Raw genomic sequence first — 26,235 nt, 5'->3', positions numbered from 1 at the left:
GCGCCCCGAGAATTTGGGAGTTCGTCGGTGGCGATGTGATGTCTGGGTATGAAGCGCACCGGGAAATTTTAGAAAAATATCCGGAGGCATTCAAAATCAGCAGGCCGTATGGCTTGGAGCGGTGGTTTCTTGGCAACACGCCAGTGGCGGAATTGTTCTCCGACCCCGAACACATGGGTTGCGTGCGGTTATTCATCAAGCGGCGGGAGGGGTGCAAATGACATGGATACTCCCACGGCAATTACTCACCTCTCCCTTTGTTCTGGATACGGGGGCATTGATCTTGGACTGTGCCGAGTCGTCAGAGGTCTGCGCACGGTCGCTGCTTGTGAGATCGAAGCCTTTGCCGTCGCAAATCTGGTCGCGAAAATGGAAGCGGGATTCCTGGACGCGGCACCTGTCTGGCCGGATGTTAAAACCTTCCCTTGGTCCTCTTTTCGAGGCGTTGTGGACATCTTGTCTGGTGGATACCCGTGCCAGCCTTTCAGCGCCGCCGGAAAGCGACGCGGCAAAGACGATCCCCGCCACCTGTGGCCGCACATCGCAAGGGGAGTTCGACTTTGCCAGCCCTCCGTCTGCTTCTTCGAGAACGTCGAGGGGCACATTTCGTTGGGACTCTCCACAGTCATCAGCGATCTGGAGGAGATGGGTTACAGAGCGACGTGGGGCATATTCAGCGCGTCTGAAGTCGGCGCGCCTCACCAGCGCAAGCGAGTCTTCATCCTGGCCCACCGCGTCGGCGCGGGACTGGAAAGACTCGTCCGGCATGTCATCGACGGGGACGAATCCGGACGGCACGATGCGCACGCGGACGGATCAACTGGCGAGGGCGGTGTATGCACAGCATGGCCTGTCCGGCCCGGAGAGCGGCAGCACTGGTGGGAGCCTCCCCGCGTGCTGGCCGACACCGGAAGGGATGAGCGGCGGCAAGACCAGTCGGGGCGGAAGCCGGAAGGGCGAACTGCTATTGTCGGGAATGGTCAAGATGTGGCCGACCGCGACGACGGATGCGAGCACAGAGCGGACAGAGAAATACGCTCAGGGCGGGATGCCACTGACGGCAGCCGTCAAGATGTGGCCGACGCCCAACACCTGCCCGGAGGCGCCGAACAACTCGACGAACCGGGGGAACGGTGTGCATCGGAATCGCAACACGACGCAATGCCTCGGGGAGGCGGCGAAGCAGTGGGCGACACCGAGGGCGCAGATAGCCAATGGCCCGGACAACTGCCCGAACAAGCAGGGGGCTGTGAGCCTGCAAACGCAGGTGGCGTCATGGCCGTCACCGGCGGCGAGCACGGGCGAAGGCGGATCGCACGGTCTGGACGGCGGGACAGGAGCCCGGTCGATGCTGCCACCGGAAATGCGCAACTCGTCGGGCAAACTGAATCCCCGCTGGGTAGAGACGCTGATGGGCGTCCCGATCGGATGGACGTGCCCAAGCTGCACGTCACCACAGACAATCGCACGGACGAACTCCGGCTACTCGGCAACGGCGTTGTGCCCGACACCGCTGCACGAGCATTCGTCGCACTTTGGAGGGAACTGATGCCATGATTACCACCATCGAAAACGACACCCTCTCCCTGCTCTTCGGCTCCCCGTGGCCGCTCGAAGATCACGCGCATTTCGTGCGCTCGAAGGCCTTGCCGGAGGCGGAAATCAAATACGACGAAAGCGCCGATACCTACGAGGTCCGGGCCCCGGCGCGCTTCGCCCCGCTCATGGGGATGGAAATGCCGGTGCCATGTCGCTCTCCCCTGCCGTTGCCGGATTTCCTGTTCGACTATCAGGCTTGGATCACGCGCATGGCCGTGGAGGCGAAACGCTTTGCCGTGTGGGCGGATTGCGGCTTGGGCAAAACTCCGATACAACTCGAATGGGCGCGGCAGGTGCACCACCTGACCGGCGGGCGCGTCCTCATCATGGCTCCGCGCGCCGTCATTCCGCAGACCATCGAGGAGACGGAGAAATTCTACCCCCAGCTTCCGCTCACCTGCCCGGACATCCGCCTGTCCCGCATCACAACCCGCGAGGATCTGGCCGTCTGGTGCAAGGAGGGCCCGGAGCCGTTTGCCATCGTCAACCCCGAAAAGATGATCGACGGCGTTCTCCCGGAAATGCGTTGGCTCTCCGGCATCGCTCTGGACGAAAGCTCGCTCCTGAAGACAGGCGGCGGCGTGATCAAATGGAACCTCATCAAGTCGTGTCGGGGGATTGAATACAAACTCAGCCTCACCGCCACCCCCGCCCCCAACGACACGATGGAATACGCGTCGCAGGCTGCGTTTCTCGAAAAGCTCCGCCACGAGGGCGAAATTCTCTGGACGTATTTTGCGAAGGACAAACGGGGCGTTTGGAAGGTAAAACCGCACGCACGCGATGCGTTTTACCGCTTCATGTCGAGCTGGTCGATCTACCTGCGCAAGCCGGGGGCGTATGGATTTCATGATCCATTTTCGGATGTGCCGGAGCCGGAAATTGTCGAACACCGGATCGAGCCGACGGCAGAACAACTTGCGGCCCGCGACCAGGTGCGCGGCGTCCGGGAGGAAGGCGACCTGTTGCCAAGGGAGCGCATCGGCGTTGCGCAGCGCGGGAAGCTCTCGCAGATCGCCAAAGGATTTCGTTACGAGGGGGGCGAAAGCTCCCGCAAGGTCACGCCCATCAAAAGTCTGAAACCGACAGTCGTCGGCGCACTCGTCCGCAAGGCGGCGGCGGAAGGCAGGCAGGTGCTTGTCTGGTGTGTGTTTGACGAGGAGGCGAAGATCGTGGGGCGGCACCTGAAAGGCGTTAAAGGCGTTGCGCAGTTGCACGGCGACACGCCGGAGGGGAAGCGCGAACGGATCCTTGAGGATTTCCGCCACGGCAAAATCCGCGTGCTGGTGGGCAAGGCGGGGATGCTCGGCTACGGCCTCAATTTCCCGTTCGTGGAGACGATGGTGTTTTCGGGCTACGATGATTCGTTCGAGCGGTTTTATCAGGCGGTGCGGCGGGCCTACCGCTACGGCGCCACGAAGCGCCTCACGGTTCACCTGCCCTACATTCCGGGGCTGGAGGATCACATTTGGGAGAACATCCTGCGCAAAAAATCTCAGTGGGAAGAGGACACGGCGGCGTGTGAACGGGCGTATGCAGCGGCTTTCTCGTGTATTCAAAACAACACTACGAAATCATGAAACTAGCAAAAGCATCTCAAGAGGAAATCGACACGCTGATGCGCTGGCTGCAAGCCCGTGAGAACGCGAAATTCGAGAACGCGAAAGATCGCCCGCCCGCCTTCAGTCGCGTCGTTTTCGGTTACGAAACGCTCGTCAATAACTGCTGCGACCCAACGAAGGACTACCTTGCCTGGAAACCCGGCTACGCGCCGTCCGACACGGATCGCTACCGTTCAGCACTCGAAAAGATCGCTGCGCTGCCGACAGACCAACTGGCCTCCCCCGACCAATGCAACGCCGTCGCGATAGCGATGGATGCACTCAATCCGAAGACCTCAGACCAGACAGCACCGGAGGCACGCCCTGACCGCGGCTTGGTTGTCCAATTGGGCGACCGGGAACTTGGTCTGCTCAGGGAGCTGGTGGAAAATCGTAATATCTATGCGGCTGCGCACGATCTGCCGAATTACAAACCGGAACAGGCGGCAGCCTGCATGATCGAAGAACTACTCGAAGCAAAGGCGATGTTTTGGGCGGATGAAGTAGCCAAATTGCGTAACACTTCACCGAAGGCCGCTGGTTAACCGATCTGCCCTAACTTTTTCATATGAAAACCGACTTAAAAACACTGAGATTAACAGAGGACGAAATAAACTATGTTTGGCACGTGTTGGACAACTTGAAGGGGGAACTTACCGGCGAAGAATCGGATGCGAACACGTTTTGCGATGTGTTCAACAAATTCCAAGACGCTCGCGAAGGGACTGATATAGCCGAACCGGAGATAATACTCCTCACACACGAAGAAATCGCTGTTGGCTACCACAGGTTGCAGGAAGGTGACTTCATCAGTGTCGGCGATCTCTTCCGACGATACACCGCGACCCCGAATACTGGGAATGGCAAAGGCAAACTGACTCGCTTCCGATTCGAGCGCGTCACCGAAGACACCACCGTCAGAGGGCACAAGTTCGTCGGACTTTTGTATCTACCGAGTTACCCGGTCGTAATTCGACCTCGGTCTAACACACCAGCGGAGGCGCACCCTTTATGAGTAACGAAAAGACCAATACATCGGAGGCGTTGCCTCCCGCGCCAAGGTTCGGCTGGATTTTACAGAGAGGCGACCTCCCGCCCAAACGCGTCCGCCGGCGCACAACCTTCCGCTGGCGAAACATGGAGTTCTTCACTGATCGCCGTCGATATGGCCCCGGACGTCCGTGGAGCGGGAATACATACTGGATGGTCACTCACGCCAGAACAGGCATCGCACTCACTTGCCCTCGCTGCTGCACGGAGAGCGGTGCCATTGAGGATGCAAAAGTCACACTGCGCAGCCAATATCGCACGCTCGCTAAACTACCCACACTTAAGGCGAACCGCGAAGCCCCGGAGCCGGAGGCTTCCGGGAGCTGACTGGTTATCAAATTCCACAGGCGTCACCTGCCTACGAGTGGTGAGTTCGGAATGCAGCCCGCTTTATCATGTCAGGAGAATCAAATACACACCCGATAAGGGAAATTACCACGCACCGGGTCAATCCGGCCAACGACAAGATCCGTATCATCGTCAACGATGCGCCCGGCGCAGGCGGCGCAAATCACCGCTACGAGTTGACGGGGTTCGACACGGCGAACAATCCGTCCAAGTCCGATCCGCAAGGCTACACGGCTAGCTTCTCGAGACAGGTCATCCTGTTCCAGAACGGCCCGATTCCAGAGGCCGGAGTCAACGGCGTCACGCAGGAAGTCTTGCTCGCCATCGTGCAGGATCGTCTTGAGGCGTTCCAGAAAGGCCCCTTCGCGACGGAGGAAAACCAGCGTGCGCTGGACGCCGTCAAGGAGGCGCAACACTGGCTTCAGTTCCGCACGCTCAAACGCATGGCGCGTGGTGTGGAAGGAACCCACATCAAATGAACAACCCGTGGGAAGCGCATACGCACCACGCTTATTTTGATAACACCTCCCGGCCCGGTGGGCGAAGCCTCACCGGAGACGGATGGTTAGCCACGTAATAAAAAAAGGATACAAAAATGGGATATTTTTCAAACGGTTCAGAGGGCGACAGCTACCAAGAACGCTTTTGCTCAAAATGCGTCCATGACGCGCAAAAAGGATGTCCAGTGTGGTTAGCACACGAGGAATTCAATTATGAGGAATGCAACAAGAAGGGTAGCATTCTTCACATGCTAATCCCGTTGTCGAAGGATGGGCTGACAAACGAGCAATGCGCCCTGTTTGTGTCAAAGGCCGCGCATTGCGAATGGAGGGAGTCCCTCGGTGAGATGGTCCGCATCGTAGAAGCCATGCGGCACGTTACCGGGATCGGGAAAAACCAAAACGAGCGACTTGTGCGAGCGAAAGCTCTTTTGGCTAACCCAAAGCTGACCGGCGCGGAGCGTCCGGTCTAGCGACATGTTATGCCATTACTTTTTGAATACATGGAATTTTTTCCCGGAATTTGCAATGTGTCGGACTGTTGGCCCTTCGCCCGCGTGATGGTGTCGGTCAACCGTCTGCGCACGCGCAAATCCCCCTTCCGGGTTAACTCGTGGATGATGGATTCCGGGGCATTCACGGAGCTTACCACGCATGGCCGCTACCGACACGAGCCAGAGGATTACGCCGATCAAGTCCGGCGTTGGTCGAGCAACGGCACGCTGCTTGCAGCTGCTACACAGGATTACATGTGCGAGCCGTTTGTTTTGGCAATTACGGGGAAATCCGTGGCAGAGCACCAAGCGTTAACCATTGAGCGTTACGTGTGCCTGCGTGAGTTAGTCGGGAGCGTCTATTTGCTCCCGGTCCTGCAAGGTTTCGCCGTCCCGGATTACGTGTCGCACGTCAAGCAATACGGAAAGCTACTCGCGCATGGTGCATGGGTCGGAGTCGGATCAGTGTGCAAACGTAACGTCGAGCCGGGCGTCGTGGAGGATATTTTGCTTGCGATCAAGCGCGAGCGGCCCGACCTCCGTCTGCACGGCTTCGGGCTCAAGATCGAAGCATTACGCAATCCGAGCGTGCGTGAATTACTGCACTCCTCCGACAGCATGGCTTGGAGTTTCGATGGTCGGCATAGCGAGGAGGAAAACGCAAGCGCCCACGATCCGCGCCACGCCCTCCGCTACTGCGCTCAAGTCGAGACAGTTTTGAACGAGAAACAATTCATCCAGCCCCTGCTCTTCGAGTGGTGGCATAACACCTGATTCTGGAAAGAGGCGTTCGTATATCAGTCACCAATTTTTCACTACAATGATACCTCCCGACCTTTTCAAACTCCCCGTTCTCTCCATCCGCCAGCCGTGGGCATGGATGATCCTCAACGCCGGCAAAGACGTCGAGAACCGCAACTGGACAACGCGATTCCGCGGACGCTTCCTCATCCATGCCGCGAAGGGATGCACTCGAAATGAATACGAGTCCGCTTGCGAGTTCGCACGGCTCGAATTTGACGGAGACATCCCGAACCTCGATACCATCCCACGCGGCGGCATCGTCGGTGTTGCGGAACTAGTGGACTGCGTAGGGTTCTCCGAATCGCCGTGGTTAGTCGGTCGGTACGGCTTCGTCCTCCGCAACGTCCAACCCCTCCCGTTCCATCCCTGCAAAGGCGCGCTCGGCTTTTTCTACATCCCGTCCCCGAAACCCGCCGATAAACACGAACTCCCTCTAACATGAGCAAACCATTCCGTATCAAATATCCGGTGACTGCCTTCACTCCGGAAGACACCTCCCGCGCCTCCGAAGCGTGGGGCTGCAACTGCGGCCCCGGCGCATTGGCGGCAATCCTCGGGCTTACGCTCGATGACGTGCGCCCGCACATCCCCAACTTCGAGCAGCGTCACTACACCAACCCCTCCATGATGGAGTCCGCTCTTCGGTCTCTCGGTGTCGGCTTCCGCAACGTCGATGATGGGCACGACCGCACGGACGGCATTCTTACCCTCCCGGCCTACGGACTTGTCCGCGTGCAATGGGATGGCCCGTGGATGCGCCCCAAGCCGGGCCGGGAGCGTTGGGCGCTCATGGACCAATACAAGCATACCCACTGGATCGCCACGGCGAGATTACCGGACATGCCGGATCCGACAATGACGTGGGTATTCGACATCAACTTTGGATGGACCGACCTGGACTGGTGGGCGGACGTGGGCGTGAAGGAAATCACGAGCTGGTATCCGAAGGCGACGGCGGGCGTGTGGCTACCGACGCATCGCTGGGAGTTGATCTTTCCGGGAGAGAAAGGAGATACGACCAATGGCTGAAAACTCGAAAATCGAATGGTGTGACCATACCGTAAACTTCTGGTGGGGTTGCACGCTGGCACTATTGTCCGATGGCAAACTCAGCGAGGAGTGCCGAAACTGCTACGCATTGCTCCTCTCGAAACTTTTTTCACGAGGCAAAGCCACATGGGGACAGTCGGGGAAACGCTGGATTCGCCACGAAGCGGCGAGGCGCGAACTCTACAAAATCGACAAGCGCGCAAATGAGCGTGGCGTGCACGAACGTGTTTTCATCAACAGCATGAGTGACACATTCGAGGACCGCGACGATCTCAACGAGGCTCGCGGCTTTCTTTGGGATGCCTGCAAATTTGTAACTAACCTCGATATTCTGCTGCTCACGAAGCGGCCTGAAAACGTATTACGCATGGTGCCTCCTGCTTGGCTGAAAGACTGGCCGACACATGTATGGATCGGGACAACGACGGGCACGCAGCAAGCCGCTGACGAGCGAATCCCGCACCTGCTGAGCATCCCGGCTCGCGTGCGGTTCCTGTCGGTCGAGCCGATGCTCGGTCCGGTGGATATTGAGGAGCATTTAGACGACCAGATTGACGGCGGCTACGTGCTCGGCTCATCGCCGATACATTGGGTCATCTGCGGCGGAGAGTCCGGCCCCGGCGCACGCCCGATGCACCCCGACTGGTCTCGCTCCATGCGCGACCAGTGCGCGGCGGCCGGTGTGCCATTCTTTTGGAAACAATGGGGAGATTGGCGCGAACCGCTGCCCGGTGAGGAATATGATACAAGCAAGGGGCGTGCCGGCAGTCCGCCCGCCTTCATTGTCGCGCCTGATGGCTCCGTCCACTGCTACCATAACGACAGGACAGAGGGCGGCGCGGTCATGCTGCGCGTCGGCAAGAAAGCCGCCGGTCGCCTGCTCGACGGCGTAGAGCACGATGAATTTCCGACGCCCGCCGCATGACCACCTCTCCCGCGATCCTCGATTTCGATCCCGAAACCCTGGAGATCGAGACCATTGAGGTATTCGATGAAGACACGCCCGTCATCGACATCGACGTCGAACTTGTCACGCCGGAGCCGGGCACGCCTGCCGACCTGGGCGGGCTGCCTGCCGTCAACTGGACCTACCGCGACTACCAGCTCGCCGCTTTCGACGCAATCGACCACGGCTTTGCCCATGTCCAGCGTATCCTGATTGTCCTCGCCACCGGCCTCGGCAAGACGGTCATTTTCACCCGCACCGCCGGCATCTTCGTCAAAAACCACGGGCACGTCCTCATCATTGCCCATTCCGAAGAACTCTTGGATCAAGCCGCCGACAAGCTCCTCAAGTCCACCGGACTCGAAGCCGCCAAGGAAAAAGCCGAGCATCACGCCACCACCTACGATCCTGTCGTCATCGCCTCCGTTCAGACGCTCTCCCGCGAAACCCGCCTCAAAAGTTGGCCCCCCGATCACTTCTCCCTCATCATTATCGACGAGTGCCACCGCTCGATGGCGAAATCCTACCGCGCCATCCTTGACCACTTCGCCACTGCCCGCGTCCTCGGAGTCACCGCCACTCCCGACCGTGGCGACAAACGCGCCCTCTCCCCCATTTTCCAGCCGGTTCCCATCACGACAACCGGCGCCGACGGCAACACCGTCACCAAACTCCATCCCGCCGCCTACGAGTTCAACCTGCTTCAAGCCGTCCGCGCCGGCTGGCTTGTCCGCCCCGTCGTTAAGACCCTCCCCTTGGAAATCGACCTTAACGGGATAAAAACCCGGCGCACGTCCAACGGATCCGACTTCGATCCCACCGAAGTTTCCCACCGCATCGAACCCTTCCTTGGAGAAATCGCCCGTCTCATCGAAATCGAAACTCGCACCCGCGGTCAGGGTCTCATCTTCACTCCCTCCGTTGCCACCGCCCGCATGATGGCCGATGCCCTCCTCGCCGTCGGCATCAATGCCGGTTACGTCTCCGGCGACTGCCCCGACCGCGAAGCGAAAATTGCCAACTACAAGTCCGGGCAAACCCGCGTCCTCGTGAACGCCATGCTCCTCATCGAAGGCTTCGACCACGACGCCATTGATTGGGTATCCGTCCTCCGCCCCACCAAGGTCCGTGCGCTCTACGTGCAGGCCGTCGGGCGCGGCACCCGCCCTCTCTCCCCACTCGTCCACGCCCTCAACTCCGCCCCCGATGCCGACACACGGCGCGCCCTCATCGCCCGATCAGCGAAGCCCGATCTCCTCATTCTCGACTTCCTCTGGCTCACCGAAAAGCTCGACCTCATCACCCCCATTCACCTCGTTGCCACCAGCGACAAAGTCGTCGAAGCCGCCGCCAAACAAAAAAACACCGATGGCGACCTGCTCGACCTCGAAGCCGCCGCCGAATTTCAGGCACAACGCGACCTCCTCAAGTCGCTCGAAAAAGCCGCTGCCGAAAACAAAGGCCGCAAAGGCGCCACCATCGACCCCCTCGCCCTCGCCGTCTCCATCGACTCCGACACCCTCGCCAGCTACCAGCCTGCCGAACGCTGGGAATTTCGCCCCCCCTCCCCCCCCCAGATCGAAATCCTCAAGAAAGCCAAAATCGACATCTCCAAAGTCACCACCACCGGCCTCGCCTCCAAAATCATCGAACGCCTCGATCACCGCCGCAAACTCGGCCTCTGCTCTCCCCCTCAGATGAACTTCCTTGCCAGCATGGGCTACAAGGATGCCGCCCTCCTCTCCTTCAAGGAAGCCGACCGCCTCATCAAAGACAAAATGAGTTCCTTCGCCCTCAGCCGCTCGATGCACAACGCCCGCCGCATCCTCGAACGCCTCGAAACACACCTGCACCCTCCCTCCGGCTTGCCCCCTCCCGACGAACTCACCACACTCGCCCACCTCCGCGATCTCCGCGTCATTTTCGACAAACATCCGGTCGCCCTCCCCCGCGAGGCCAGGTCAATTCTCGCCCCTCTTTCCTCTCACGCCAATTCGTCCATCCGCTCCGCCGTTCTTCCTCTCATCACAGGCGCATAAATGTCTCCCGACGTCCTCGACTTCGATCCCGATGCAACCTTCATGCCTCCCGCGGAAGCATCGCCACCTCATGTCCCGTCCGCAGGCCCGTCCCATTGGAAATCCGCGCCTGTTCGTCGCTCCCTGTATGAGACGTCCTCTCCGCGCACACGCCATGCTGCTGCCGCGCAATCAACACAGGCCGCCGGAATTGGCCGCGTCCCTCCACATTCCACCGATGCCGAGGAATATCTGATCTCCTGCTGCCTTCTTGATAGCGACGTCATCTCCCGCTGCATGGAGGGGAAGATCGCGGCGGCATCCTTTTACACGCCGGCCAACCGGGTGATTTTTGAAAAGCTCGTCGAACTCTACAACAAAGGCGCGGTCATCGACATCGCCGTCGTGGCCGAGGAACTGAAAATCAGCCATCAACTCGATGAAATCGGCGGCTACGCCTACCTCACCCGCATCAGCGGCTCCATCCCGACCACCGCGCAAGCTGGCTACTTCATAGAAAAAGTCCGCGAACTTCACATACTCCGCGAGATTATCATCGCCGCGACAAGCGCCGTTGAAAACTGCTATAACTACGACGGCGACGGCCTCGATGATGTCATCGAACCCGTCAAAAAACTCCCCGCCGTCATCGACGCCCACGCCTCTCCGCTTGCCGACGTCCTCCGACCGCTCGACACCTTCACCTACCCGGTCAGTGACCCCAACATCCTCATCGGCCCCGCCCGCCGCTACCTTGGACGCGGCGGTTCCCTCCTCATTCCCGCTCCCTCCGGCATCGGAAAATCCACGGCCAGCTACCACATGGCCGCCTGCTGGGGCGTTGGCCGCGACTGGCTTGGCCTGTCCTGCACCGGCCCGCTCCGTGTGCTGCTCATCCAGGCCGAAGACGATGAAGGCGACGTCGGCGAAGTGGCGGAGTCCATCAAACAAGGCCTCGGCCTCACACCTGCCGAAGCCGCGCTCTTTCACAAAAACGTCCACTGTATCAAGGACCGCGCCAACATCGCTGAAGACTTCATTGACGCCCTCCGCGCCTACGTTCGCTACCACCGCCCCGACATCGTCATCATCAATCCCCTCATGCGCTACTGCCCCGGCCTGTCCAAGGAAGAAATCGCCGGCCCATTCCTTTCCGCGCTCGATCACCTCGCCGACGAATTTCACTTCCTCACCATCGCCTTCCATCACACACCGAAACCGCCCGCGCAGGATCCCAAGACAGCAGGCAGACCCCAGCCAAAGAAAGACGCCGTTGACCGCCAATACACCGCCTTTGGTTCCAGTTCCCTCACCAACTGGGCCCGCGCCATCATCAACATGACGCAGATGCGCGGCAAACCCGGCCACTTCATTTTCAGTTTCGACAAGCGCGGCACCCGTGCCGGACTCTACCGCGAAGTCCCTCAAGGCATGGCCGTGCGCAAGGAGACCGTCACCGAAATCCACGTTTGCCACTCCACCCGCCAAATCACGGTCGAAGGCCGTCAGTATCCCATGATTCTTTGGGAACGCTGCGAGCCCGAACCGGAAGATGAAGCGACCCCGCAACCCACGACACGCACCCCCGGCGGACGCCCGCGCAAATACACCGACGCGGAAGTCGCCGCCATTTTCCCCCTCGGAGAGGAAGCCCGTCTCCCGCTTCCTCAGATAAAGAAACTCGCCGCCGAGCGCCTGTTGATGCCCGGAACTACATTCTCGGACTACCGCTACAATCTCATGACCAGCGGTGCCATTGCCATGCACCAGGACGGACGGTATTACCGGTTGATCTGATGCAGGCAACGCCCGCCTCACATGCTGATGTCGTAGTGGACGCTGGGTGAGTTGATGGTGTCGAACAGCGTGTTACTGAAGTAGAGCTTTACCCGGTAGTGGAAGTGCGTGCCTGTCAGCCCGGCGCTCACGCCGCCGAAGGTGTAGTTCATGCCGATGTCGATGAGTGCCGATTTCGACAGGGTCAGTCCGTTCACGTTGCGGTTGTAGTTGGCGGAAATCAGGCTTGTCGCGATGGTTGCGGAGAACGTGCCGACCCCCTGATTTGCCGAGTCCCAAAACTCAACCTCAGTCCCCGAACTCGCCCCATTGTCGGCCACGACGGAGAACACTACCCGTAGCCCATTCTCGATACCGGAGAGTGCCGTGCTGCTGATCAGCATGTTGAACGTGTAATTTGCCGCGCTTTCCGTGACGACTGGCGCGGAACTGCCGACGTTTTTCATGCCCGACTGGTCGCCTGTCACATACACGGCGAATGTTCCCGGTCCATACCACACCGCAGTCAGCGTGGATGCCTGATTGATGGCCGCTGGCAGCGTCCTTCCGCCGACGGTGCCATTATTCATGTTGTTCGGGTAATCGTAGAAGTAGTTGCCCCGCGTATCCGCCGCCCAGCGGGCAAACACATGGCCCGCCTTCGTGGAGACGGGAAAGAACGACTTGCCGCCCAGCGCAGGAGCATCGCTCCATTTCCTGACACTTTGCGCTGCGACGGCGCTTCCACCCTGCGAATCGAAGGTCAGCGAGAACGCACTCACCCACACCGCCGTGTAGGTGGTATTGGTGCTTGGCGCGGTCAGGTTGGTGGAAATCTGCACCGGCCCGCTTCCGATCTTCCAGCCTTGCAGGTAGTGTCCCAATTTCGTCGTAGCCGTGGGCGCGGCAACCGTGGCGCCCGCATAGGTGTTGATCGGGCTGACCGCACTGCCCCCGTCCGCATCGAACGTCATCGTGACTGCCGCCGACCACTTGGCATAGGCCGTCAGATTCGAGGCGGGCATCTGTCCGAAGTTGAACGGCGTGCTCCCCGCCGCCGTCGTCATCCAGTTGACGAACACGGCACCCGCTTTGGTCGGGTCGGCGGGGCGCGTCCACGTTTGCCCGTAGCCAACAGTCTGCGACGCGACGGCACTTCCGCCCTGCGAGTCGAACGTCAGCGTGTAGGTTTTCGCCTGCCACTTCGCGTAAGCGGTGGCGTTCGCCGTGATCGGGCTGATGAAGTCGAACGGCGTGCTGCCGTCCGCCGTCGTCATCCAGTCAACAAAATCGTAGCCCGTGCGCGTCGGATTCGCCGGCCTCGTCACATTCCCCGTCGTCACTTGCGACGCGACCGCACTGCCGCCCTGCGAATCGAAGGTCAGCGTGTAAAGCGTGATCCCCTCCGACTGCCCCGCCGACAGCTCGGCCACCTCGGAATCACTCAGCCAGCGATCCCTAACGCGCAGCGAAGTCCACATCACCTTCTCGTCATCCGTAAATATCGCGGAGACGGGACGCTGCGCTGTCCGCCATGTGCTTTGGTTAAAAATATATCGATGGTTGAAAAACCACGGGTATTTGGCGGCGCGACTGTCAACGGCGCCCTCCATGATTGCGCTCCTGTAAGTAGTATCGGACACGGTGACAGCCGACAGGCTGCCATTGAAAAACACCCGAGTTGGCTCCGCTCCGCTCACAATCGAGAACACGCAAACGTCGCCGACATTGACGGTCCCCAACGTGGCGACGAGCGCGGGGGTGGCGGGACGCGCCAGCCTGTCCGCAGCATAGAGATAGCCGTTGCCGTCAATATTGTCACTCCCTCTCCCGGCTATTGTTGTCCTGACATACCTGATTGTCACCTTGTTTTCGTTGCCCTCCCCTGAAACAGGATACGCCTCAATGTAGTAAGGCGCGAAGGGAGCGTCAGTGACGGTGGTGGTAACGTAGGGGTCTAACACCCAAAACCGGAACAACTTGGTTGCGCTGGTGACGGGCTGGCTGATGACAAACGAGGCGGACAGAGTCATGCCCCCCGTAGAATAATACTCCAACAGATTCAGCCGCCTCTGCGCCGTCCGCATGTTGTCATAAGCTGGCTGCAAAGGCGTCTGCAACGTGCTGATGCTGTAACCTGGATTGGCGAAAAGGTATCCAGGCGCCCCGGTGTAGCCGCTAATGCCAAGTGCCACCCCATGATACACGTAGGACATGTCCTCGTTTTGGGCGATGGGCGTAGTGGACGGGAAGAGCGCCAGAGTATTCAGCGTCCCGTTGTGCGTGATGTCCGGCTGCACACTCCAGCCTTCGATAGGCGGATTCGGATCTTCCGGGTCCACCGGCGGGTCAACGCCACCGCCCGTGGCGTATTCAGCCACCAAGTTGCCGCCCGTCCCTGTCTGCGCCGCGATGAGCGCCGCCGACACCGGCACCGGCACAATCGGCCTCCAGATCACGCGCCCCGAACTGTCGCGCTCGTAGTCCGTCGCTGACATCCGGCAGTAAGACCACACCCAATTCGCCGGATTTGCCCCCGGCGAAAGCGCCTGCAAATCCGACACCTTCAGGTAGGCGCTCACCCCGCCGACGTAGCCCTTCGCCATCGCCCAAATTGAACGCTCGTCATCCTGCTTGACCATCCGGCGCGAATCGCTGCCACCGGTATCCATAAAATAACTCAACGGCTTCGGCCCCGTCTGGCTCGTGATGATTTCGCGCCCCGGATCGCTGGAATGGTAATACAGCGGAAGCACCGGTTGCCCCGCTATGCCGTAGTTGGTGGGGCTCCCCTTTAGTTCGTAATCCAGCCACAACCCCTCGACCTTATCGAGATTGAACGCCAGCCACTCGGCCTGCAATCCGCCGCCAGTGCCGCCGCCCGTTGACACCCACGCCTCGAATGCCGCCTTCATGGCGCGAGGATTCACGACGAGACTGTTACTCGTGCCTGCGATGGCCTGCGCCTCGGTCGCGAACGGAATATCCAGGCTCCCGGGCGGCGGGATCAGAGCGAGGATGGCGGCCTCGTTCGCCGTCCAGAAATTGGCGGGCGCGCGCAGCGTCCCGTCCGGGTTGATCATGACCGTTGTCCCCTGCGCCTGCGGAAACGTCTGCGCCATGACCGACGGCGGCGTCCAAAGTCCAAAGTCCGGCGTCCAAAGAACCAGAAAGCAAAAGAAGTGAAGTATGTTTTTCATGGTGTATCCAAAATCAGATTGCCGGTCCTGCCTTGATCTGTTCGCTCCCCGGCTCGCCGGAGACGAAAACCGGATGGAACGTCCCCGCCGTCTCGTGCTTGAGATGGAGCATGTAGAATCCGCCCGCATTGGGTCGGAACAGGTAGTTGCCATTCGGCGGCGTAGCGGGCGCAAACCCTGTCGCCTGGTTCGGATCGTGATCCTCCGGACCGAGCGCGAGAGCTTCCGCGCCCGTAGCTCCCTTCACCCACACCGAGTGAAACGCCCCCGTCGTCTCGCTCTTCAACTGGAAAAAGATGCCGTTGCCATCGATCTTGAATCGCACCGCTCCGTCCGGCGCGTTCGCTGGCACCGGGTTGGCTGTGTAGATGGCATTTTCCGCCCGGTCTGCGGCATCCTCCGCGCGATCTGCCGCCTCTTCCGCCCGCTCCGCCGCCTGCGAAGCCGCCCCCGACTCCGCATCCTCCGGCAAACTCGTGTCACCCTTGTAGAGGTCGTTGTGAATCTTGAAGGTGAAGACCAGCGAGGACGTTTCCCTCGACCCCTTCTTGAAGCCCACCTCCCCCAGCACGGAAACAGATTCCTTCTCCACCTCTCCCTCGCCCTCGCCATCCAAGTCAAACAGGCCATTGAGCTTGTTCGTGTTCAGGTTAAAACGCCCGCACCACGCGTAATCCGGCACCCACTTATCAATCTCCTGCTGCGTCGCGTCCTCCGGCAGCGGATTCATGAGCGTTTTGACCAACCCGTCATTGACCGCCAGATACGGGAAAGTTGCCGGATACTCCCCCGTGTTTTTGCAGCAAATCCACGCCGTGTCCGCGTCGGGGACATACTGCACGCCGTTGGCGTAAATCCGCAGCTCGACATCGAACTCGTCCGCCCGCTTGACCTTGATCATGTTGAGCGCGGCCATGCTCCCGGGTATCGGGACTATCGTTCCGGCGTCGGTGTCGAAATAGAGTTTCATTAGGGATTGCGGGCTGTCATGCGGTCCAACTGGCGCTTGATTTCGGTAGTGCGTTCGTCGATACGAAGCAGCAGTTCTCGGGAGTTTTGCCCCTGCTCTTCGAGGGCGCTGATACGCCGCGAGTGCTCGGCGATCTGGTATTGCGCGACGGCGAACGAGGAGAGTGCCCCGCCCACGGTCACCAAGAGGGCGAGCCAGACTCCGACTGGCAACTTGACCGGTGTTTTGTCTGTGATGTCGCTCATTTGGCAGGAGAGGTGTTGCGGCGTTGGGCGCGTGCGGCGGCGAGGTCGATCAGTTGCGTTTCAAGCGACTGGTAGGCGGCGGCGGAGTGCCAGATTTCGTCAACTTGGGGAGTGTAAATCCCCTCCTTGGTCTGGATCGGCTGTCCCGCTTGGAGAAATAAGGCCCGAGGCTGATAAATGGTTAAACCAGCCTTGTCCGCTAGTGAGACGCTTTTGCAGCCGATCAGCGGCAAGCTGGCTGCCAGTATCATGGCAAGCGCGAAGGCGAAGGATTTCGTTTTCATCGTCGTAATTGTCTTTCTGGATACGGCGGGAAAGGTCATACGCCGCGTTTAGCTTTTTGATTTCGAGCGTGATGAGAAATGCCTTCACCCCATTCAGCGCGAGTTCGAGGAGTACGGGAATGAAGGTCATGGAGGTCAGGCGTTCTTCGTCATTTCCGGTGCACGCAGACTGTTAAGCCTGCCCACTTCCTGACGGTAACGCTCAACCTTTTCGGAGAGGTCTTTCACCTCCGCCCGCAAGTGGCCGTTCTCGGTCTGGAGCTCGTTGACGAGTTCGCCGAGGCGCAGAGCGTTTTCGCGCAGGGAGGCGCAGTAGTTTTCGAGTTCCTTGCGCGGGAATTGTTCAAGTTGTCTCAGTTCGGTTTCGTCGCTCATGATTTTGGATTTGTTAGGGTGAAATTTGGACTCACGCAGGGCGCGGGGAGCGCGAAGGGGAATGATCCCGCCGTGTCTCCGCGTCCCCGCGTGAGGTAATTATTTGGCTTTGTATTTGGCGATCAGTTCGGCGACGTAATCGCCCCAAGAGAAAATCCACGCGACGGCCTTGTAAGCCTTCGATGAATACACGCGGTCGATAGCCGCATCATCCGAGGTGGAGGGCGACTGTTTCACGAACGCGGAAATGGCGGTGGCAAGCGCGTTGAACGCGACGCAGGCCGCGCCGTAGTAGCCAGCATAGGTGGCGAGTTTTTCAATGAGTTCAGGGCTCATGATTTTTGTATTTTGTTTTTGGTTACGTTATGCCGCTAGGCGGCGGTGAGTGATTAGCGAAGCAGCAGGAGAATGCCGAAATAGACGGCCCATATGATGGCGGATGCGGCAATGACGGCCATGCCGGTAAACACGGCCCATATACCGACAAACCAGCCAGACTGCTGGTAATCCCTGTATCCGGTAAACGCCCACAGGGAGAAGACGGCCAGCGTGAGTGCGGCGGGGATGAGCCACCAGCCGAAGGTGAGGGTGAATGTGAGTGCGGCGATCATGGTGTTATGTTTGTGGTCTGGATTTTGCGATTTTCGGACCGCTACGGTTTTTGCGGTCCACAAGCGGACCGCTACGCCTTGAGGCGTTTGTAAAAGGAGACCCATTGGGCCTCCGTGGTGAGAGGTGAGGCCGAGAGCTTGCGCCACATGACCCATGCTGGCGTGCCGCTGGCCCACACAGGCAACTCGGTCAGCCCGGCCGCCTGCATGATGCGCAGCCACGATGCCAGCGATTCCAGCGGCGTGCCGCGCAAGGGCGGTGTGAGAACAACCAGCCCCTGCGCCGTGAGCACTTCGCCGTAAGCGGCCTGCGCAATGGCCGTGCCGAGAGCTTGCAGTTCTACCGGCGTGAGACTCGCGGCGAACTTGCGAAGCTCCAATGACGGCAGTTTGCGCAGGTCAATCGGCGGCACCGCTGGCGGCAAAACCAGCGGCTCAACCGGCTTCCATTCAGGAATGGCGTCCACATCCGGCGGGAGTTCGACAGGTGTGGAAAGCTCGACATCGGTCCCAAAAATGGCGTCAAGGTCGGCGTCATTATCTACGCCAGCCGGTGGGAGGACGGCGAGCGCAACACCCGCCGCCGTGATGCAGAGCAGGCAGAATCCTACGATGTGGACAAGCGGGTTGGTGCGCATGGTTATTTGACCTCTTTGAGGAGGGCGATCTGCTTGCGCAGTTCCTCGATTCGTTTGTTGGTGGCGGTGGTCTGCGCGGGCAGGAGCGAAACGGCGGTCTGCTCGTCACCCAACACCTTCAGCGCGGCGTCTTTGTTCGTGCGCGCCAGTTGCTTTACGTGCGAGTTGAACCAACTGACGTAGGTGTTGGCAGTGAGCCCGGTGCCGAGGTGCAGAGCATTCCATTGCGGGGCGAAATCGGCAGTGATGCCGAGGTCACGAGCACGGCGGAGAGCCGCACCATAGACACCCGAGTTACCGGCTTCGAGGGCGCGGAGTTCGGCGGCGGTGGCGTAGTATTGGACATAGAAATATCCTTGGCCGCCCTTGGCAATGGTGAGCAGCTTTCGAGCGAGATCAATGTCGGCGGCATTCTGCGCAAAGACCTTGGCGGTGACGCCGGCCTCATCGGTATTGCGAGCCGTGAGAACAGCCTTGATGATCCAAGTCGCAACGCCCGGATTGGAATCCGCAATGGAGTCAACGTCGGGGATGAGGGATTCGAGAGTGGCGGCGTTGGCGGCGCGCCAGTTGGCGATTGCGGTCTTGTGCTCGGCTTGTGCCGTGCGGATGGCGTCCTTGTCACCGGCAACTTTGGCGAGGGAAATTTTCGCGTTACCGGCGGCATAGAGATCGTTGTAGCTGGTGTAGCGGGCCAGACCCGTTTCAACCGGGGTGGCGGCGTTGACGAGGCTCGCGCCAAAGACGAGAGCCGAGATGATGAGGATATATTTCTTCATGGTGTTTTATGTATTGTTTGTTCAGATACCGGCGAAAGCCGGAAGGTGATTACGGGGTCGCAAGAACCGGAGAAGTGGCAGGGAAAATCGGATACCAGACCTGTTCGTAGTCGGTGGCCGTGATGCGCTGGTAGGACCAGATGAGAGGCGCGTTGCCCGGCCTGATCGTGGCGTCAATCGGCACGTAAACGATCACGGCAGGCACAACGCCGATGCGCGTTTGCCAGATCGACTGATTGGCAGGCTGCTTGCGCCAGCGCCGTTTGTCGGAGTTCCCCGTGTCGGTAAACCAGACGGAGGGAACCGCACCCACCTGCGACGTTACCGATGTGCGCGCCGGATCGGGTGAGTGGTAATAGAAAACCAAGTCGGTGAAGGGCGCGTGTTCGCCGAAATTGGAGAGCGTTGCCTTCAACTCGAAATCGTAGAATCCGGGACCAATCGGAATCACGAACACGAGGTAAGCAGGCTGCGGCGTGCGGGCATCCACGTAGGATTTTCTTGTAAGATGAGCGCCACTGGTCGGTTCGTTTGACGACCAGATGTGTCCGCCGCTCCCAACTGTAATCAGATTCCCTATGTTAAGTGAATCGATCGTGGCTGTTATGTTTCGAGCGATTTGGTTCCCGCTCGAATCGGTCCCATAAACAATGCTCGCGCTCGTCACCTTGTCCACCTTGCCGTCGAGTGAGGCGGAGGTGGCGACGCCGGTGATCGTCGTCCCGCTCGCCACCGTCAGCGCCCCTCCGCTCGCAATGGTGAGCGTGCTGCCGCTCGGCACGGTGGCGTGGCCCTTGAGGACGGCATCAGGGAGCGGCGTCGGGGCTGCGCAGGCCAGAACCGGGACGAGTGCGATAATGAAAAATGCGATACGTCTCATGGTTAGACGGTGGCGCGGTAGTGAACAAAATACCCCTCTCCTCCCCCGCCGGTGAGCAGGACGTTGAAGCCCACGTTGGTGAGTGCCTCGATGTGTCCGATGATGTTCGCCCCCCCCACCGGCGTCTCCAATGTCAGTGACACAACAGGCAGCACGCCGGCTGCGAAAGGATTCGGAAACGCCACGGCCAAGGCCATCACCCCGTCGGGAATGGCGATGCGCCCGGATTTCTCCGCTGACGCAGAGCCGCCTTTCACCATCTCCACGCGCAGCGCATTCTGGTCCTTGTTGATGGCGCCCTGCAAAACCTGCTCGTGGCTAAGCAATATCGCATCCCCTGTCAGTGCATTCTTTGGATTCCATGGCATGATTTATTTCTCCTTTGCTTTGTCCGCATCTGCGGCGTGCGTTGCTTCACGCCTAAGTTTTTTTTCCAACGTCCCGGCCAGTTCCACCGGATGCAGAACTTTGGCCGCCGCGTGCGCGTGCCGTATCCGCGTGGCAAGGACATCCTCGGTGTCGGGGCCCATCGCCAAATCCCGCATTTCATTCAAACCCTTGTCGAAACGCTCGCACACCAATACCCAGCCCGGATGCTTCACCAGGTCGCAAATCGCTACCAAGTCCCTTTCCGGATCATTGCTCACGGCTGACCTCCTTGCCCTGTGCCGTCATCAGGAGCGGGGGGCGGCGCGATGTTGATAATGGGTAACAAGCGGTCTCCGTTGCGCTCGCCAAGACGCTCCAGCATTTCGATATAAACGGGGCGTTTCACCATGCGAAGTAGCGGATCGGGGGTGAGGAAATACTTATCGACGATGGCCTCCACCCTCTCCGACTTTTCCAACTCCTGGGCGTTGTAACGCCGTGCCAGCACCAGCCGCACGTCCATCTCCACGTTGCGTATCTGATCCGCTGTGACGGTGCCCGTGATGATGTCATTGCCATCGGTGAAACGGTAGGTCTCCCTCGCATTTTCCGGCATCGTCGCCATCGTGATCTGCACCGACTTCAGCAGGTGCTCGCAATATCCCTCGTTGATGCGCCGGTTCCACCGCCGCGACGTGCTTTGCGACGCCTCCCGGTTGATCTCGATACCGGTTGCCGTGTTATTTTCGGGCAACGCCTCGTAGTCTCCCGTCCCCACGTCGGAGATGTGGAGCCACCGCTGCACAAACCAAAATACAAACTGGGCGATGTCGCGCGTTTTGAAATCCGCGTCGGGGAGTTTGGCGAAGGATACGAAATCCTCCATCTTCTTGTTAAGCTTGAGGTGATACACCTTCTCCGGGTCGAAAACCAAATCCTCCTCCTCCTCGACTGTGGCGTCCGGATTCACCCCCTTGAGAGGGTTGGCGTTCATCAGGTTTCGGTAGGCCTCGCCGTTGAAATTCTCGTCAATCTTCTCCTGATACTGCGCGACCTTTTCCGGGATGGACTTGCCCCACCAGCGTCTGCGCGTCCTGCCGACGGCGATGGTAGTGAAGGGTCGCTTGAAGTCCGGGCAAACCTTGGCTGTGAACTCGTAAAAAACCGCGCGCTCCGAATCCTCGTCGATAAAAATGACGAACTCCTGCGGCCCCTCCAGCCCCAGCACATCGCGCCGCCCCCAGCACTCGATGATCTTGCGCAGGGATTCCTTGTCGTCGTGCGTGGCATCCTCTTTCGCCTTGGATTCACCCTCGGTCTTCTCATCGGCGCCGGACTGGGTAAACTCACCCTTCACCTCTTCCCATATCGCCCAAGGGCGTTCGATCCACATGTCTTCAATCCATGCGATGTCCTTGTCGTAGAGCTCGGCGACCAACTTGGCATCATCGGGCGATGCGACATTGACGGGGCAAAGAAAACGGTCGCTCGGGACGATTTCGGAGCGGGAGCCGGAGTAGAGGATTTCAGAACGTTTAAGCCCGCCCGTCGGCAGTTGCCATCCCATGCGCGTCTCATCCCAAATCACAGTGGGGTCCGCCTCCAGATGCGTGCGTGTCGGCAAAGGCTCGGCGGGTGCCCCGCCTCCCGACATGGCGATTTGCGCAGCCTCCTCCGCCACCGGATCAGGCATCTCCACCCAGCGGTGCTCACCCTCGATGACAGGGTTGCCATCGGGCAAAAGCACGGGCTTGCCGGTGGCAAGGTCGATAAGAACGCGCCGGTCCCGGTCAACCCACACACGCTTGTCAACATGGTGCGTGGCCTTGAGAATGAGGGCGCGCTGGACGAGGGCGGAGGTCAGACCGTCGCGCAGAACCTGCGACGCGCCGCCCTTCGTATCCACCTTCCAATTATAGTAGTGGTTGTAGGCATCGGCGGTGATGTTGTCGCCCTTGCCAACGGGCTTGAATGCGAAGAACGGCGGCTGGTCGGCAAGTTCGTCTTCGGCCAGATTGAGGAAATAATCCACAATCATGCCGGTAAGCGGCAGATGGGTGTTGCTCTTGGAGAAAATGCTCCCCTTCACGGCGCGCGCTTTGGCGTCGTTCTCGTAGGCGAGCCAGGATTCGCTATCCGCCTTGATTCGCTCGTCATTGGTGGAACGCAGTGCGCGCACCTCCCCCATGCACCACTCGACAAGCTGGCGTTCTTGATCCTCGTTAAGTTGAAAATTGGTTTTTCGCATCTGGCGCGCGCCAGAACTTCACCCACCGGCCCTCCCTTCAGACAATCGGTTGACTGCCAAAAACGGGGTCTCCGAAAAAACAGCAGGCCGGGCGAGTCAACCGATTGGATTTGTTCCGCTCACGAAGGAAAAGCCGCATGTGAGCGATACAACCACACCTCCAGCCGCGGATCCTGTCCCGGCAACGGCTACCGCAGCAGATCTAATGAACTCCCTCGGCACTATGTCCGGCGGCGATCTCGACACTCTGCTCGGTTCGCCATCACCTGCTGCCCCCGCTGCCGCGCCGGTTCAGTCCGCGCCGCCGCCCGCCGCAACCCCTTCTGCACCGCCCGCGCCCGCCCCCGCCGCCAAACCGGCTGATGCTCCCGCGCCGGCGAAACCCGCAGACACCCCACCTCCCGCGCCCGCGGCTCCCGCGCCCGGCAGCGAAGACGATGGCCCGAATGCCGAACAGTTGGGGAAATTCAGACATCGCGCACGCGACTTCAAGGAAGCCGAGTTCCTGAAACAACTGCGAACGAAGTCGCCCGAGGAAGCCTATGCCGCCGTTTACGGCTCAGCCGCGCCGGTTCAGTCCGCGCCGCCCGCCGCAACCGCTGCGCCCGCCGCCAAACCCGCGACGCCGGATGCACCGTCCGCGCCCGATTTTGACGCGCAGACCAAGGCCGCTCAGGACGAAATCACACGGCTCGAAGCCGATCTCACCAAGGCCTCCGACGACGCCGACACCAAGGCCGTCGCTGACCTCACCCGCAAGCTCGTGACCAAAGAGTCCGAGTTGCGCGACATCGCCCGCTCCAAACGCGAAGCCGAACAATCGGCACTCGAACAACAACACTCCGCGGAACAATCCGCCTACCGGCAAAAGCAAATCGCCGCCCGCGACGAAGCCCTCAAACTCTATCCCGCCCTCGCCGACAAAACCAGCGAGGAACGCAAGGAGTTCGACCGCTACATCGCGCTCAAGCAAGGCGACGCCGATTACGAAGGCATCTTTGCCTCTCCACGCTGGCCCCTGATCATGGCCCGCGAATTTGCCGAGGTCTCGGGCAAGAAGCTCGGCGCACCCGCGCCCGCAGCCTCCACACCGCCCGCAGCACAACCCACTCCCGCAGCCGCCCCCGCCGCGCCGCGTGTGACCAGTGCCGAGGTTTTGACGCCCGGCGCGCCCGGCGGGACAGCCACCTTCACGCCCACGCGCGAATCTCTCATGGCCGACGTATCCAAAATGTCACTCGAAGACCTGGACCGCCTGCTCTGACGCCACGCGAGGCAAAAACACACACCGCTACCACGTAGCAAAAAACCACTACTAACATGGCTAATCTCGCCAACTCTGATCTTCCCAACGCGACACAGTATTCTCAACTCGTCGCCACCGACCCGAAAATGCGCGCCATTATCTGGTCGGAAAAAGTCGTCCGTTCCACCCAGCAAGAATCCATCTTCTCTCACTTCACCGGCGGCGACGGCTCCAACCAGCCGGTCGTCACCAAGCGTGAACTTGAAAAAGGCATGGCTGAGGAAGTCACCTTCACCACCATCGCCAACGTCAAAGGACAGGGCGTCCTCGGTGAAACCCTCCTCAAGGACAAAACCGAAAAACTCCACTTCGGCACCTACGGCATTCGCATCGATCTCATGCGCCACGCCGTCGCCTTCACCCAACTCCTCGGCCTCGTGCGCCTCCGCAAAAAGACGCCCATGCAGTTGAGCTCCGACATCATGAAAGACTGGTGGCGCCTCAAGCACGACGACGACGTGCAAATCTTCATGCGCAACCGCGCCCTCCTCATCTCCCCCGGTGTCAACCTCTTCCGCGTCAATCGCCGCGCCAGCCGCGGCGCGCTGCTCTCCACGGACACCGTCTCCACCACCGCCCTCGAAAACAGCAAGGGGCGTCTCATCACCAATGGGGCCAACCAGATCGGCGAATCCAGGGGCAACCTTGGCGGCAAGTCGCCCAAATACCTCTTCTTCGCGCCCGATTCATTCCTTCGCCCGCTCCGCTCCAACTCGACCTATCTCTCCTCGCTCCAGAACGCCGAGGTGCGCAGCGGCCTCAATCCGCTCTGGACCGGCACCTACCAGATGTGGGACGGCCAGATCATCTACCCGCACAACATCGCCACCGACGACTCGGACGGGCGCCAGGGCTCCCCTCTCCAGCCGATGGCGTTTGTCGGCACGGCCATCCCCGACGGCACGCCCACCGCCATCACGGGCGGCGGCGAAGCCTATGCAGCGGGCAATGGCGACTACTTCGCCTACTTCCCCGGCTTCCCTTGGAAGTATACCGACGCCGATGTCCCGCCCGCGGATTTAGGCACCCACTACGCGATGATCTTCAATCTCACCACCGACGGGAAATACGAGATCTTCAGCTACACCGCCGCCGGCATGGATGCCTCCGGCAAGCAGATCACCGGTGTCACGCGTGGCACTGCCGCCAACTTCAACGGCAATGTCATCGCCCAGGCCGCCGGGCGTTTCAGCAATGTTCACCCGTCCGGCTCCGTCATCGTCCCCTGCACGGCCAACGGTGTCCTCCTCGGATGGGCAGAGGACATGGGCGGATCCTCCGTCTTCCATGCCCGCGGCACCATCGACGCCAAGCCGATCTTCCACAAGGACGACTTCGAGGACGCCGAGGGCAACGCCCACCTCACCGCCGTCGGCGTCGAAGGCGTCCGTGGCTACGGCACACCGCTCGACACCATCGGGCGCGCCAAAAACTTCATCGTCATCGAGGCCGCAATCTCCCTGGCTAACATCGGTATCGACCCTGAACCCCACACCGGGTGACCCCGGCGTGGCATCATAACGCGCGCCCCGGTCCGACATGCTCGAACCGGGGCGCGTTTTAATCAACAACAGTATCCACATGAGCACTACAAAAAAGCCGCTTCCGATAAAAATCATCGTTGCCGACCAGCCTCAGAACGATCCCTGCCTCACCCACGAACACAACGGACGCCAATACCTCTTCCTTTGGGACAAGTCCCTCAAGGCTTACGCCTACCAACCCAAGTCCCCCGAGGAAATCCGCACCATTTTTACCGTCCCGCGGCAACTCTGCCCGTGGACCTTCATTCCCGTCCTCCTGATTGCGGACATCCACGACATTGCACCGGATATTCTCGCCGAAAAACTGGCCGAGATCGCAGAACTGTCGGGAAAACTCGAAGTCGCTACCGCCAGCCTGAGCGAGGCGACCGCGACCCTGGAAGCTGCCAATGCCCGCATCACCTCGCTCGAAACCGACCTCCAGAATGCCAGGGATGAAGTGGCGCGGGCGTCCCGCCCGCCCGAAGCCGCGCCGCCCCCGCCGCCGGACGAAGCGCCACCCCCGCCAAAACGAGGACGTCGCGCCACCGTGCCGCCCGCCCCCGCCGATCCGCCCACCGAAATCGCCGACATCTAAACCCATCCGCCCCATAAGCCACA

Annotated in this window: 27 protein-coding genes; 14 read left to right on the top strand and 13 right to left on the bottom strand. The window is 60.2% G+C overall.

The window, feature by feature from the left end; translation table 11 throughout:
• Nucleotides 1–108: 108 nt before the first annotated feature.
• From OBACDRAFT_RS25740 to OBACDRAFT_RS25730, 11 genes are all read left to right on the top strand, one after another.
• Nucleotides 109–1,557 (top strand): DNA cytosine methyltransferase, encoded by a 1,449-nt coding sequence (locus tag OBACDRAFT_RS25740; protein ID WP_081722179.1) that lies wholly within the window; start codon nucleotides 109–111, stop codon nucleotides 1,555–1,557.
• Nucleotides 1,554–3,179 carry a helicase-related protein gene (locus OBACDRAFT_RS18250; RefSeq protein ID WP_043588101.1) on the top strand — a complete coding sequence of 542 codons (1,626 nt, stop codon included), beginning with the start codon at nucleotides 1,554–1,556 and terminating at the stop codon, nucleotides 3,177–3,179. Before OBACDRAFT_RS25740 ends, OBACDRAFT_RS18250 begins: the two co-directional genes overlap by 4 nt.
• Nucleotides 3,176–3,745 carry a hypothetical protein gene (locus tag OBACDRAFT_RS18245; RefSeq protein WP_043588100.1) on the top strand — a complete coding sequence of 190 codons (570 nt, stop codon included), beginning with the start codon at nucleotides 3,176–3,178 and terminating at the stop codon, nucleotides 3,743–3,745. The genes OBACDRAFT_RS18250 and OBACDRAFT_RS18245 overlap by 4 nt, the downstream gene beginning before the upstream one ends.
• 23 nt (nucleotides 3,746–3,768) lie before the next feature.
• Nucleotides 3,769–4,215: a hypothetical protein gene (locus OBACDRAFT_RS18240; RefSeq protein ID WP_043588099.1), complete on the top strand. Its 447-nt coding sequence runs from the start codon at nucleotides 3,769–3,771 to the stop codon at nucleotides 4,213–4,215.
• 430 nt (nucleotides 4,216–4,645) lie between these two features.
• Nucleotides 4,646–5,077, top strand: a complete 432-nt coding sequence (locus OBACDRAFT_RS25735) for an Acb2/Tad1 domain-containing protein (protein ID WP_052362221.1) — start codon at nucleotides 4,646–4,648, stop codon at nucleotides 5,075–5,077.
• A gap of 551 nt (nucleotides 5,078–5,628) precedes the next feature.
• The gene (locus OBACDRAFT_RS18225) at nucleotides 5,629–6,366 is read left to right on the top strand and encodes a deazapurine DNA modification protein DpdA family protein (RefSeq protein WP_157837168.1); all 738 of its coding nucleotides are present in this window, start codon (nucleotides 5,629–5,631) and stop codon (nucleotides 6,364–6,366) included.
• A gap of 46 nt (nucleotides 6,367–6,412) precedes the next feature.
• On the top strand, nucleotides 6,413–6,838 hold the full coding sequence (locus OBACDRAFT_RS18220; RefSeq protein WP_043588097.1) for an ASCH domain-containing protein: 426 nt from the start codon (nucleotides 6,413–6,415) through the stop codon (nucleotides 6,836–6,838).
• Nucleotides 6,835–7,425 carry a hypothetical protein gene (locus OBACDRAFT_RS18215; protein ID WP_052362219.1) on the top strand — a complete coding sequence of 197 codons (591 nt, stop codon included), beginning with the start codon at nucleotides 6,835–6,837 and terminating at the stop codon, nucleotides 7,423–7,425. Before OBACDRAFT_RS18220 ends, OBACDRAFT_RS18215 begins: the two co-directional genes overlap by 4 nt.
• Entirely contained in the window at nucleotides 7,418–8,371 is a 954-nt protein-coding gene (locus OBACDRAFT_RS18210) for a phage Gp37/Gp68 family protein (protein WP_043588095.1), read from the top strand. Before OBACDRAFT_RS18215 ends, OBACDRAFT_RS18210 begins: the two co-directional genes overlap by 8 nt.
• Nucleotides 8,368–10,431: a DEAD/DEAH box helicase gene (locus OBACDRAFT_RS18205; RefSeq protein ID WP_043588094.1), complete on the top strand. Its 2,064-nt coding sequence runs from the start codon at nucleotides 8,368–8,370 to the stop codon at nucleotides 10,429–10,431. The genes OBACDRAFT_RS18210 and OBACDRAFT_RS18205 overlap by 4 nt, the downstream gene beginning before the upstream one ends.
• Nucleotides 10,432–12,207, top strand: a complete 1,776-nt coding sequence (locus OBACDRAFT_RS25730) for a DnaB-like helicase N-terminal domain-containing protein (protein ID WP_052362218.1) — start codon at nucleotides 10,432–10,434, stop codon at nucleotides 12,205–12,207. It abuts the gene before it with no gap.
• 17 nt (nucleotides 12,208–12,224) lie between these two features.
• Here the strand turns inward: OBACDRAFT_RS25730 and OBACDRAFT_RS18195 are convergent, their stop codons facing one another.
• The 13 genes from OBACDRAFT_RS18195 to OBACDRAFT_RS18135 form a co-directional block, all read right to left on the bottom strand.
• The gene (locus OBACDRAFT_RS18195; RefSeq protein ID WP_043588093.1) at nucleotides 12,225–15,386 is read right to left on the bottom strand and encodes an InlB B-repeat-containing protein; all 3,162 of its coding nucleotides are present in this window, start codon (nucleotides 15,384–15,386) and stop codon (nucleotides 12,225–12,227) included.
• Between the two features lie 13 nt (nucleotides 15,387–15,399).
• A complete protein-coding gene (locus tag OBACDRAFT_RS30870; RefSeq protein WP_043588092.1) occupies nucleotides 15,400–16,356 on the bottom strand; it encodes a hypothetical protein in 957 nt (318 codons plus the stop codon).
• On the bottom strand, nucleotides 16,356–16,601 hold the full coding sequence (locus OBACDRAFT_RS18185; protein ID WP_043588091.1) for a hypothetical protein: 246 nt from the start codon (nucleotides 16,599–16,601) through the stop codon (nucleotides 16,356–16,358). The genes OBACDRAFT_RS30870 and OBACDRAFT_RS18185 overlap by 1 nt, the downstream gene beginning before the upstream one ends.
• Entirely contained in the window at nucleotides 16,598–16,885 is a 288-nt protein-coding gene (locus OBACDRAFT_RS18180) for a hypothetical protein (protein ID WP_043588090.1), read from the bottom strand. Before OBACDRAFT_RS18180 ends, OBACDRAFT_RS18185 begins: the two co-directional genes overlap by 4 nt.
• Nucleotides 16,886–17,020: 135 nt before the next feature.
• The gene (locus OBACDRAFT_RS18175; protein ID WP_043588089.1) at nucleotides 17,021–17,260 is read right to left on the bottom strand and encodes a hypothetical protein; all 240 of its coding nucleotides are present in this window, start codon (nucleotides 17,258–17,260) and stop codon (nucleotides 17,021–17,023) included.
• Nucleotides 17,261–17,359: 99 nt separating this feature from the next.
• Entirely contained in the window at nucleotides 17,360–17,596 is a 237-nt protein-coding gene (locus OBACDRAFT_RS18170; protein ID WP_043588088.1) for a hypothetical protein, read from the bottom strand.
• A 53-nt stretch (nucleotides 17,597–17,649) separates the two neighbouring features.
• The gene (locus OBACDRAFT_RS18165; protein WP_043588086.1) at nucleotides 17,650–17,871 is read right to left on the bottom strand and encodes a hypothetical protein; all 222 of its coding nucleotides are present in this window, start codon (nucleotides 17,869–17,871) and stop codon (nucleotides 17,650–17,652) included.
• A gap of 71 nt (nucleotides 17,872–17,942) precedes the next feature.
• Complete coding sequence (locus OBACDRAFT_RS18160; RefSeq protein WP_052362217.1) at nucleotides 17,943–18,509, bottom strand: hypothetical protein; 567 nt, start codon at nucleotides 18,507–18,509, stop codon at nucleotides 17,943–17,945.
• 2 nt (nucleotides 18,510–18,511) lie between these two features.
• A complete protein-coding gene (locus OBACDRAFT_RS18155; RefSeq protein ID WP_043588085.1) occupies nucleotides 18,512–19,288 on the bottom strand; it encodes a hypothetical protein in 777 nt (258 codons plus the stop codon).
• A 49-nt stretch (nucleotides 19,289–19,337) separates the two neighbouring features.
• Nucleotides 19,338–20,168: a hypothetical protein gene (locus tag OBACDRAFT_RS18150; RefSeq protein ID WP_043588084.1), complete on the bottom strand. Its 831-nt coding sequence runs from the start codon at nucleotides 20,166–20,168 to the stop codon at nucleotides 19,338–19,340.
• Between the two features lie 2 nt (nucleotides 20,169–20,170).
• Nucleotides 20,171–20,536, bottom strand: coding sequence for a hypothetical protein (locus OBACDRAFT_RS18145; protein WP_043588083.1), 366 nt, complete (start codon nucleotides 20,534–20,536; stop codon nucleotides 20,171–20,173).
• Between the two features lie 3 nt (nucleotides 20,537–20,539).
• Nucleotides 20,540–20,815 carry a BTB/POZ domain-containing protein gene (locus OBACDRAFT_RS28475; protein ID WP_157837167.1) on the bottom strand — a complete coding sequence of 92 codons (276 nt, stop codon included), beginning with the start codon at nucleotides 20,813–20,815 and terminating at the stop codon, nucleotides 20,540–20,542.
• Nucleotides 20,812–22,785 carry a portal protein gene (locus OBACDRAFT_RS18135; RefSeq protein WP_043588081.1) on the bottom strand — a complete coding sequence of 658 codons (1,974 nt, stop codon included), beginning with the start codon at nucleotides 22,783–22,785 and terminating at the stop codon, nucleotides 20,812–20,814. Before OBACDRAFT_RS18135 ends, OBACDRAFT_RS28475 begins: the two co-directional genes overlap by 4 nt.
• A gap of 205 nt (nucleotides 22,786–22,990) precedes the next feature.
• Here OBACDRAFT_RS18135 and OBACDRAFT_RS18130 point away from each other — a divergent pair, with 205 nt between their 5' ends.
• The 3 genes from OBACDRAFT_RS18130 (at nucleotide 22,991) to OBACDRAFT_RS18120 (ending at nucleotide 26,212) form a co-directional block, all read left to right on the top strand.
• Nucleotides 22,991–24,049 carry a hypothetical protein gene (locus OBACDRAFT_RS18130; RefSeq protein ID WP_043588080.1) on the top strand — a complete coding sequence of 353 codons (1,059 nt, stop codon included), beginning with the start codon at nucleotides 22,991–22,993 and terminating at the stop codon, nucleotides 24,047–24,049.
• Nucleotides 24,050–24,105: 56 nt separating this feature from the next.
• The gene (locus OBACDRAFT_RS18125; protein ID WP_043588078.1) at nucleotides 24,106–25,593 is read left to right on the top strand and encodes a phage capsid family protein; all 1,488 of its coding nucleotides are present in this window, start codon (nucleotides 24,106–24,108) and stop codon (nucleotides 25,591–25,593) included.
• Nucleotides 25,594–25,672: 79 nt separating this feature from the next.
• Nucleotides 25,673–26,212 carry a hypothetical protein gene (locus tag OBACDRAFT_RS18120; protein WP_043588077.1) on the top strand — a complete coding sequence of 180 codons (540 nt, stop codon included), beginning with the start codon at nucleotides 25,673–25,675 and terminating at the stop codon, nucleotides 26,210–26,212.
• The last annotated feature ends 23 nt before the right edge of the window (nucleotides 26,213–26,235 follow it).

Origin of the sequence: Geminisphaera colitermitum TAV2 (genome assembly GCF_000171235.2) — a bacterium.
GTDB lineage: Bacteria > Verrucomicrobiota > Verrucomicrobiia > Opitutales > Opitutaceae > Geminisphaera > Geminisphaera colitermitum.
This window is presented reverse-complemented; position numbering and strand designations above follow the sequence as displayed.